At 60.4% G+C, this 9,607-nt stretch carries 8 protein-coding genes; 2 read left to right on the top strand and 6 right to left on the bottom strand.

Annotated features, from left to right (window positions below; genetic code table 11):
* The coding region (locus tag VJS46_RS04880) for a biotin/lipoyl-containing protein (RefSeq protein ID WP_324058224.1) at positions 1-1,803 on the top strand (1,803 nt) is incomplete at its 5' end.
* A gap of 50 nt (positions 1,804-1,853) precedes the next feature.
* Here VJS46_RS04880 and VJS46_RS04875 read toward each other — a convergent pair.
* The 3 genes from VJS46_RS04875 to VJS46_RS04865 form a co-directional block, all read right to left on the bottom strand.
* The gene (locus VJS46_RS04875) at positions 1,854-3,296 is read right to left on the bottom strand and encodes an HWE histidine kinase domain-containing protein (protein ID WP_324058223.1); all 1,443 of its coding nucleotides are present in this window, start codon (positions 3,294-3,296) and stop codon (positions 1,854-1,856) included.
* A gap of 226 nt (positions 3,297-3,522) precedes the next feature.
* Complete coding sequence (locus tag VJS46_RS04870) at positions 3,523-4,695, bottom strand: acetyl-CoA C-acetyltransferase (protein WP_324058222.1); 1,173 nt, start codon at positions 4,693-4,695, stop codon at positions 3,523-3,525.
* Between the two features lie 46 nt (positions 4,696-4,741).
* Positions 4,742-5,734, bottom strand: a complete 993-nt coding sequence (locus VJS46_RS04865; protein WP_324058221.1) for an alpha/beta fold hydrolase — start codon at positions 5,732-5,734, stop codon at positions 4,742-4,744.
* A 91-nt stretch (positions 5,735-5,825) separates the two neighbouring features.
* Here VJS46_RS04865 and phaR point away from each other — a divergent pair, with 91 nt between their 5' ends.
* Entirely contained in the window at positions 5,826-6,383 is a 558-nt protein-coding gene (gene phaR / locus VJS46_RS04860) for a polyhydroxyalkanoate synthesis repressor PhaR (protein WP_324058220.1), read from the top strand.
* Between the two features lie 7 nt (positions 6,384-6,390).
* Here phaR and rsmA read toward each other — a convergent pair whose 3' ends face one another.
* Genes rsmA through VJS46_RS04845 form a run of 3 tightly spaced genes read right to left on the bottom strand, consistent with a single transcriptional unit; the run spans position 6,391 to position 9,567 of the window.
* Entirely contained in the window at positions 6,391-7,209 is an 819-nt protein-coding gene (gene rsmA / locus VJS46_RS04855) for a 16S rRNA (adenine(1518)-N(6)/adenine(1519)-N(6))-dimethyltransferase RsmA (protein ID WP_324058219.1), read from the bottom strand.
* A gap of 10 nt (positions 7,210-7,219) precedes the next feature.
* Positions 7,220-8,227 carry a 4-hydroxythreonine-4-phosphate dehydrogenase PdxA gene (gene pdxA, locus VJS46_RS04850; protein WP_324058218.1) on the bottom strand — a complete coding sequence of 336 codons (1,008 nt, stop codon included), beginning with the start codon at positions 8,225-8,227 and terminating at the stop codon, positions 7,220-7,222.
* Positions 8,228-8,244: 17 nt separating this feature from the next.
* Positions 8,245-9,567, bottom strand: coding sequence for a peptidylprolyl isomerase (locus VJS46_RS04845; protein WP_324058217.1), 1,323 nt, complete (start codon positions 9,565-9,567; stop codon positions 8,245-8,247).
* Positions 9,568-9,607: the final 40 nt, after the last annotated feature.

The following is a 9,607-nucleotide window of genomic DNA, read 5'->3' as shown; positions in this document are numbered from 1 at the left end:
CTGATTGCCGAGAAGATCATCCAGGCGTGCAAGGCGACCGGTGCCGACGCTGTCCATCCCGGTTACGGCTTCCTCTCCGAGCGGGAGAGCTTCCGCAAGGCGCTGGACGAGGCGGGCATCATTTTCATCGGCCCCCCGGCCAACGCAATCGCTGCCATGGGCGACAAGATCGAGTCCAAGAAGCTCGCCAAGGAAGCGGGCGTCAATGTGGTTCCTGGCTATGTAGGGGTGATCGAGGATACCGAGCATGCCGTCCGCATCTCCAACGAGATCGGCTATCCCGTCATGATGAAGGCCTCGGCCGGTGGCGGCGGCAAGGGCATGCGCCTTGCCTATAGCGAGAAGGACGTTCGCGAGGGCTTTGAAGCCACCAAGCGCGAGGGGCTGGCAAGCTTTGGCGATGATCGCGTTTTCATCGAGAAGTTCATCGAAAGCCCGCGCCATATCGAAATCCAGATCCTGGGCGATCAGCACGGCAATATCGTTTATCTGAACGAACGCGAATGCTCGATCCAGCGCCGCCACCAGAAGGTGGTGGAGGAAGCACCGTCCCCCTTCGTCAGCCCGGAAATGCGCAAGAAGATGGGCGAGCAGTGCGTCGCCCTGGCGCGGGCTGTGGGCTATTTCAGCGCGGGCACGGTCGAGCTCATCGTCTCAGGTGCCGACAAGACCGGCGACGGCTTCTACTTCCTCGAGATGAACACGCGGCTTCAGGTGGAGCATCCGGTGACCGAGCAGATCACTGGGCTTGATCTGGTGGAGCAGATGATCCGCGTCGCCAATTGCGAGGAACTGAAGTTCCGGCAGGAAGATGTGAAGATCAACGGCTGGTCCATTGAGAACCGCGTCTATGCCGAGGATCCTTATCGCGGCTTCCTGCCGTCAACTGGCCGCCTCGTTCGCTACAATCCGCCCCAGGAAATGGAAGGCATCCGCATCGACGACGGCGTGACCGAAGGCGGCGAGGTCTCCATGTTCTATGACCCGATGATTGCCAAACTCATCACTTATGCGCCCACGCGCGAAGAGGCGATCGACAAGCAGATCGAGGCATTGGACCGCTTCGAAATCCAGGGGCCTGGGCACAATATCGACTTCCTCTCGGCCCTCATGCAGCACCCGCGCTTTCGCGAAGGCAATATCACGACGGGCTTTATCGCGGAGGAATATCCGGAAGGTTTTGCCGGTGCGCCCGCCAGTCCCGCATTGCTTCGCCAGCTGGCCGCCATCGGCGCTTTTGCAGGCGCAGCACAGGCGGATCGGGCGCGGCGCATCAACAATCAGCTCGGCAAGAAATTGCGTCCGCCATCAAAGTGGCAGGTGCGCGTGGCCGGTGTCGATCATGATGTGGAACTGGCACCGGATCAGGTGTTGGTTGATGGCGAACCGCTCGATATCGGTCTTGAATATACTCCTGGCGACCGCCTTATCGAGGCCGAGATCGGGGATCAGTCACTGACTGTGCAGATCGCACCGATCCGGGCCGGTTTCCGTCTGACGGCGCGCGGCGCAAGCCATGATGTGCGCGTCCTTCCCGCCCATATGGCGCCGCATGCAGCGCACATGCTGGAAAAGGTGCCGCCTGATCTTTCCAAATATCTGCTGTGTCCCATGCCCGGCCTGCTGGTCGCGTTGCACGTCGGTGCAGGAGACAAGGTGGAAGCGGGTCAGCCCCTCGCTGTTGTCGAAGCGATGAAGATGGAAAATATCCTCCGCGCTGAAAAGGCGGGCGTAGTGAAATCCATCGAAGCGCAGCCCGGTGCGAGCCTGGCCGTGGATGCGGTGATCCTGGAACTGGAGTGACGCGACGGGCGGAGGCCAATAGTTCCGACCCACTGCAAAAAAAGCGAACTTCAGGACGTCAGGGGACGTGTGCCGCGCCGCTGTTTCTCAATGGCGACCTGCACCGCCCCGATCACTTGATCGACATTGGCCGGTTTGCGGATTCTCTCGCAATCTTCGAACCGGCCCTCGTCCAGGCTTTCATAGCCGGTGCAGAATAATATTGGGACGCCCTGCCGTTGCAGCGCCTCGGCGAGCGGATAGACGGACTTCCCATCCAGATTGACATCCAGGATCGCAGCATCCGGTTTTTTCGACATGGACAGCAGTTTGTTGGCCTCTTCAATAGTCGCAACCGGGCCAATCACTGACCAGCCAGCCTCTTTCAAGGATTCGGCCATTTGCATTGCGATCAGCCTTTCATCCTCGACAACGAGCACATTGCCGGTCTTCCTTCGTTCAACATGAAGGGGCATCGGTGCGGAAGGCGCAAGGCTGACTGGCACATCCTGCGGACGGATCACGCCCGCAGGCAGTGATGCAGTGACGACGATGCCTTCTGGGGCCCAGTCAATCTCCACGTCACCGCCAAGCTGGAGCCCCGTTACTGTGGTGATCAGGTTGGAGCCAAAGCCTTTCTGCTTGGGCGGGGCGACTAGCGGTCCGTGGCTCTCCTGCCATTTCAGGAACAGCATGTCGCCGCCTTTCAGCTTCCATTCCACATGCACCTTGCCCTTGACCGTGGACAGCGCGCCATATTTTACGGCGTTGGTGGCCAGTTCATGGATCAGCAGGCCGATCGGCTGCACCGCCTTGGGTGACAACATGAGGTCAGGACCGCTATATTGGACTTGGCCGGGACGCTCATAAGCTGAAACTTCGTCCTGCACGACCTTCCGCAGAGACGCGCCACTCCACCGGTTTTGTGCCAGCAAGGAATGGGCGCGGGCGAGGGCGGAGACGCGGCCCGTCACCGCTTCCACGAATGTCTCCCGGGTGGGGGCCCTGGTCAGGGACACGAGCGCCTGGACAATGGCGAGCGCATTTTTGGCGCGATGATCCACCTCCCGCGCGAGCAATGCCCGTGCTTCCTCATTGGCTTTGCGTTCCGTGATGTCGCGCAGGATGACGGTGGAGAGGCGTTCCTGCCCCACCACTGCCTGGGAGATGGAGGCCTCTACGGGAAACTCCTGGCCATTGGCACGAAGACCGCTGATCGCTCCCAGCGCGCCCATTCGCCGCCCGGTTTCGCCGGTCTTGCCAAAATGGCGGATATGCCCTTCATGCGCAGCCCGGTAGCGTTCGGGGATGAAGCGGGAAATGGGCTGCCCCAGCGCGTCATTGCTCTCGATGCCAAACATCGCTTCGGCGGCCGGATTGAAAAAGATGATCTTGTGATCATTGTCGATCGTGATGATCGCGTCCATCGCGGTCGCCACAATGGCTTCCAGACGGTTCTTAGTCTCTATCGCAGCGGTGAGTGCCGCAGGGTCGTCGATAAAGTCCTTATGCATCACCGCCCCCTAGAAATTGAAGCAAGAGTGCAAACGTCCCCACGTGCTTTTGAAGCCTGTATTAGGCCTTTGATCCTGTCAACAGCATTCTTCTTCCGGATATTTGATAATCTCGGAACGGACCAAAAAATATCCGCCGGCATCGCAATAATGCCGGCGGATGGTGAAATAATGATTAGTTGATTCCCTTAACGCCGGTTTTTCAGCCAGCGCCGGAGGTCAGCGTTCATCTTTCAATGCACATGGCGATGCCCATGCCACCGCCGATGCACAATGTGGCCAGGCCCTTTGAGACGTTGCGCTTCTGCATCTCATAGATAAGCGTGGTGAGGACTCGCGCGCCCGATGCGCCGATCGGGTGGCCGATGGCGATTGCACCGCCATTGACGTTCACCTTTTCAGGGTCAAAACCGAGCTCCTTGCCGACTGAGAGCGCCTGTGCGGCAAAGGCCTCATTGGCCTCGATGAGGTCAAGATCGGCAAGCGTCCACCCCGCCTTTGCAAGCGCCTTCCTTGTTGCCGGAACAGGACCAATGCCCATGATCGAAGGATCAACGCCGGCATGAGCCCAGCTCGCCACCCGCGCCAAAACCGGAGCGCCGCGCTTTGCCGCCTCTTCAGCCGTCATCAGCACCAGCGCCGCCGCACCGTCATTGATGCCGCTGGCATTGGCCGCCGTCACGGTGCCGTCCTTCTTGAAGGCGGGGCGGACGCTCGCAATGCTGTCCAGAGTAACGCCGGTACGGATATATTCGTCGTCGGCAACGATTGTCTCGCCCTTGCGGGTCTTGACGGTGACGGGGGCGATTTCATCCTTGAAACGCCCGGCGGCACGCGCCGCCTCGGCAAGGTTCTGCGAGCGCACGGCAAAGGCGTCCTGCGCCTCGCGCGTCACCTGATATTGTTCGGCGACATTCTCGGCGGTGATCCCCATATGATAGCCGTTGAACACATCGGTCAGCCCATCCTTGATCATCGTGTCGACGATCTCAAGGCTGCCCATTTTATGGCCCTGCCGCAGCGACTGGCAATGGGGGGAAAGCGACATGCTTTCCTGTCCGCCCGCCACGATGATCGTGGCGTCCCCCTGCGCGATCGCCTGAACCGCCGATGCAACCGAGCGGAGACCGGAGCCGCAAACTTGGTTGACGCCCCAGGCCGGAATTTCCTTGGGGATACCGGCGCCCATGGAAGCTTGGCGGGCTGGATTCTGCCCCTGGCCGGCCGTCAGCACCTGGCCCATTATCACCTCGGACACTTCCTCTGGAGCAACGCCAGCCTGAGCAAGGGCAGCCTCGATCGCGATCCGGCCAAGTTCATGTGCGGGCGTAGCGGCGAAAGCACCAAGGAAGCTACCAACCGGAGTACGCTTGGCGGCGGTAATGACGATGTCGGTCATGAGACTGCTCCTGAGTCGCGTGGGGGTCTAAAGACCGGTCCGCTTATCATCGCAGGCAGGATTGCAAAAGCCATTCCGCCAAAGGTTCCCATAGTTGCCGGCGCGCCTTGCCGCCAACAATCATGCCGACATGTCCGCTGGACAGATGCAATTGCCGTCCGGCCGGACAGGCAGTGGCGGCGGGCACGATCTTGTCGGTTTCTGAAAGGACGTTGAGAAATGGAACCTTGATGGCCACTGGGTCCGCAATCTTTCCGCCGACCATCCAGCGGCCCGAGCCCGGTTCGTTGGCGGTATAGAGCTGCTCGAACAGTTCGCGCCCGGCGCCCAGGGTCAGCGGCGCACCCTCATTCGCCCAGTCCTCCACAGTGATGAAGCTGCGCGCTTCCTCCGAATCCTCCTTCGCGTCGGCAAAAGCGGCATATTTCTGTATTGTCCGGGTAGGATCCAGGGACCAGAACCCCGATTGCAGCACCTCCATCGGCACATAGCCCAGCCGCTCGCACATCGGCTTTGCCTTGGTCCAGAGGCCGGTGATCAGTTCGCGTGTCTTTTCCGGGAAGCCATCAAATGCCCAGGGCGCTGCAACCATCCCTAGACCGGCAACTTCAGTAAGCCCCGCGGCAGCGGCCGCCATTGTCCCGCCAAGGCAGTAGCCGACCAGGACCGGCGGTTCGGGCAGGTCCTTGAGCAAGGGCAAGAGCCGCTGCTCAACATGTCCCGAAAGGCCAAGCTCCCGGTCTCCGGCCAACGGGATTCCCCAATCCACCAGATGCACATTGATGCCCCGGCTGCACAGATATTCCATGAGGGAGGTGCGATCGGACAGGTCCAGAACCATGTGCGGGTTGATGAGGGAAGGGATGAAGATAACGGGTTTTCCCGCACCTCTATAATGCAGCAATCGTGCAGCACCGGCCTGGGCGACACTATCGGCCTTTGGCAGCCGCCGATTGCGCTTTGCGTTTTGATATTTTCGGAGGCCTTCGAGGGCCCTCAGGCGGAAAACCGTGTCATTCTGGGTCTCTCGCCACAACATATCCAGAAATAGAGGCAAGGGCCGGGGACCATGTTGCGGCGCATCATCCTTTGGTGCTAATGCAGCATGATCATTGGTGGGAGTGGACGCGATGGCAAAAGCCGCAAAATCCTCTGGCGAGTCGGAACCGGTCATCATCAAGAAATACGCCAACCGGCGGCTCTATAACACGGAAACTTCCAGCTATATCACCCTGGAACTGCTGTCCCAGATGACCCGGGAAGGGCGCGAATTCGTCGTTGTCGACGCGAAAACGAACGAGGATATCACGCATAACGTCCTCACCCAGATCATCATGGAGGAAGAAGCGCGGGGAAAGAACATGCTTCCCGTCAACTTCCTGCGCCAGCTTATCTCCATGTACGGTGATTCGATGCAATCGATGGTGCCGCAATATCTCGAAGCCTCGATGGAGGCCTTCCGCAAGAACCAGCAGCAGTTTCAAAATGCGATGCAGGGGGCCTTTGGCGGAGGTCCCTTTGCCGAGATCGCCAAGCGCAACATGGAGATGCTGGAAGCGGCTGCAAGCGCGTTCAAGGGCGCCGGCCCCGAAAAGCTTGCGGCAACCGGGTCAAAAGACGATGAGATCGCGCAGTTGAAGGCGCAGCTTGAGGCTTTGAACTCCAAAATCGAAAAGCTCGGAAAGTAGGGCCGCGTCAGCGACCAAGCGTCCTCGCCAACCCCACAAATTCAGCGACGCTCACGGTTTCCGGACGCCGTTGTGGGTCTATGCCCGTCCGCTCCAAGGCATCGATGGCGCCTGCAACATTTTTCAGGCTTTGGCGCAGCATTTTTCGCCGCTGCCCGAATGCCGCGGCAGTGAGCCGTTCAAGGATTTTTGCATCCACGCCTTCGGGCGCATCGGCCGGTTTGATGTGCACCACCGCCGACATGACCTTTGGCGGGGGCGTGAAGGCGGAGCGGTGCACTTTCATCGCCAGCTTCACTTCGCACCGCCACTGCGAGAGAACGGAAAGGCGCCCATAATGCTCGCTGTTCGGCTGAGCCACGATGCGCTCGGCCACCTCCTGCTGAAACATGAGCGTCAGCGAACTCCACCAGGGTTGCCATTCCGTCTCGGTCAGCCAGCCGACCAGCAAGGCAGTGCCCACATTATAGGGGAGATTGGACACGATGTGGGCCTCGTCCCCGGTCAGCCCCCGGGCATCGACAGCCATGGCGTCATCCTCCACCACCCGCAGCTTACCGGGAAATGCATCCTGCAACTCGGCGAGGGCCGGAAGGCAGCGGCGGTCCCGTTCGACCGCGACCACTCGCGCTCCCGCCCGTAGCAAGGCGCGCGTCAGGCCTCCTGGGCCGGGACCTACCTCATAGGCGGTCTTTCCCTCGAGCGGGCCCGGAATGGCTGCAATTCTGTCAAGAAGCTGTTCGTCGAGCAGGAAATTCTGGCCCAGCGCCTTGCTGGCACGCAGGCCATGGCGAGCGATCACATCTCTTAGCGGTGGCAATTGCATGATGGCTGGCTCAGCCCGACGACCGGCAATAGGTGAGCCGGTTCTCCGCCGAAATTGCTGCGGTCTCGATTGCAGCAATCATGGCGCCGGGATGCGCTTCCCCCTTTCCGGCAATGTTGAAGGCGGTGCCATGATCAGGGGACGTGCGAACGATCGGCAGGCCCAGTGTCATGTTGACGCCATCGTCAAAATGCAGCGTCTTCACCGGAATAAGCGCTTGGTCATGATAAGGGCAAAGCGCCACATCAAAGGTTGCTCTCGCCCGATCATGAAACATGGAGTCGGCGGACCAGGGACCGCTTATATTGATCCCCTCTGCGCGAAGCTGTTCGATGGCGGGAGCGAAAATCTCGATCTCCTCCATGCCCAGCGCGCCTTCTTCGCCCGCGTGGGGATTGAGGCCGGCGAGCGCGACCCGCGGTTTGTCGATCGCGAAGTTCCTTTGCAGCCCCTTCACCGCTGCATGCGCCCGGGCTTTGATGAGATCGACGCTGAGCACCTCAAATACTTCCTTGAGTGGCATGTGCGTCGTGATCGGCACCACCCGAAGCGAGGGGCCCATCAGCATCATCACGGCGTTGGATCGCGCCACGCCGCAGCGTTCGGCGATGAATTCCGTCTGACCCGGATGGGTGAAGCCGACCGAGTAAAGCTGCTTCTTCGAAATTGGCCCAGTAACGATTCCGCCCGCTGATCCTGACCGCGCCAGTCCAGCGGACAGCTCCAGCGACTGGAGCGCACAGCGCGCGCCTTCATAGGTTGGCTGTCCGGGAGTAACCGGTCCGCACTCATCGATATGAAGGCAGGGGAGAGCCTCATTGAAGGCCGCAATCGCTTTGCTTGGATCCTCGATCCGGGCGACGGGACCGTCCCAGACGGCGGACAGGGACGCAACATCACCCACGGCAAAGAAGCAAGGCAATGCCCGCTCGTGCCGCTGCTCCCATGCCTTGGCGACAATTTCAGGACCGACGCCTGCCGGATCACCAAGGGAGACAGCGAAGGGGGCTATGCTCATACTATCGGCAGCTCCGTTCAATTATAGTCGATGACCGCATCCCGCCGCAGGTCGCGCAAATAGATACGCGCGCGCTTGTTGACCCGTTCGTCCTCCAGTTGCGCCATGATCTGCTCGAAGGAGGGCGCTCCGGCATCCTGCGGATCGTCACGGCCGCAAAGCACCAGCACTCGCACACCATCTTTCACTGATCCGAAGGGTGGGCTTGCCTGGCCGACCTGAAGGTTCGTCAACGTGTCCTGCAAGGGCAGCGGGAGATCCCGGATACGGATCTGATCATTGTCGACGACATCGGCGCCGATCTGGCCAGCGATTTCATTCGCGGTGCCGCAGCCCTGAATCTTGCGGGTAGCATTGGCAAATTCGCTGGCTTTGACGGATGCCTGCGCTTGCGTCGTGCCGGCGGGGAAGACAACGCTCAACTGTTTCAGGCTGAGAACTGCGTCCCGCGGGTCACTGGTGAGGACCTTGCGCTTATCTATGACATAGAGGATGGAAAAACCGCCAGGAAGCGAAACGGGTCCAGCAATCTGGCCTACCTGCATCTCTCGCGCCGCGACGGCCAACTCATTCGGAAGCTGTGCAAGCCGCACCCAACCGAGATCGCCGCCCACCGCGGCCGTCGACGCTTCGGAGAACTGCCGGGCATAGGCATGGAACGATCCGCCTTGCTGGATTTGTTGAATGATGTTCCTGGCATTCGCCTGAATCTGGGCGGCATTGTCCGGCGTGGCGGAGAGATAGATTTCGCCGACGCGATATTCGTCCTCGCCCTTGGCAGCTTTCAGCCGGTCGATGATTGACTGCACTTCCTCTTCGCCGACGTTGACGAAGGGCTGCACATTGCGGCGGAGCAGGCGGCTCCAGGCCAGTTCGCCTTCGATCTGGCGCTTGATGCTGGCGGAGGAACTGCCCTGGGTGCGCAGATATTCATTGAATTGCTCAGGCGAGCGGCCGAAATTCTGGGCGACGCGAGCATAGCTCTGTTCGATTTCGGCCCGGTCGACCGTGATATCGTTCGCCTTCGCTTCCTGGATCTGCAGCGTTTCGTCGATAAGATTGCGCAGGACCTGCAGGCGCAGCCTTTCTTTTTCCTCGTCGCTCACCTTGCCGCCATTGGCGGTGACAATGAGGGCGAGGCGCTGGTCCACGTCAGTGCCGGTGATGATCTCGCCATTGATGACGGCGGTAGCCTTGCGGATGTTCGGATCGGTTTTGCCGAACATGGTTACATCCTGCGGGATATTGAGGTTGTTCTGTTCCGGCGGCGGTGCTGGCGCCTGGGCCGATGCACCGCCCGCGCCTGCGGCAATGATCCCGCAGCAGGCCAAGGCCAACATGTTTTTCCTGAAAAGACGCCCCGGCCCGGTCTTCACCCGC

The organism is Rhizorhapis sp. (assembly GCF_035276005.1).
Classification (GTDB): domain Bacteria; phylum Pseudomonadota; class Alphaproteobacteria; order Sphingomonadales; family Sphingomonadaceae; genus Rhizorhapis.
Note: the sequence above shows the minus strand (reverse complement) of the source record. Positions and strands in the feature narration are given on the sequence as shown.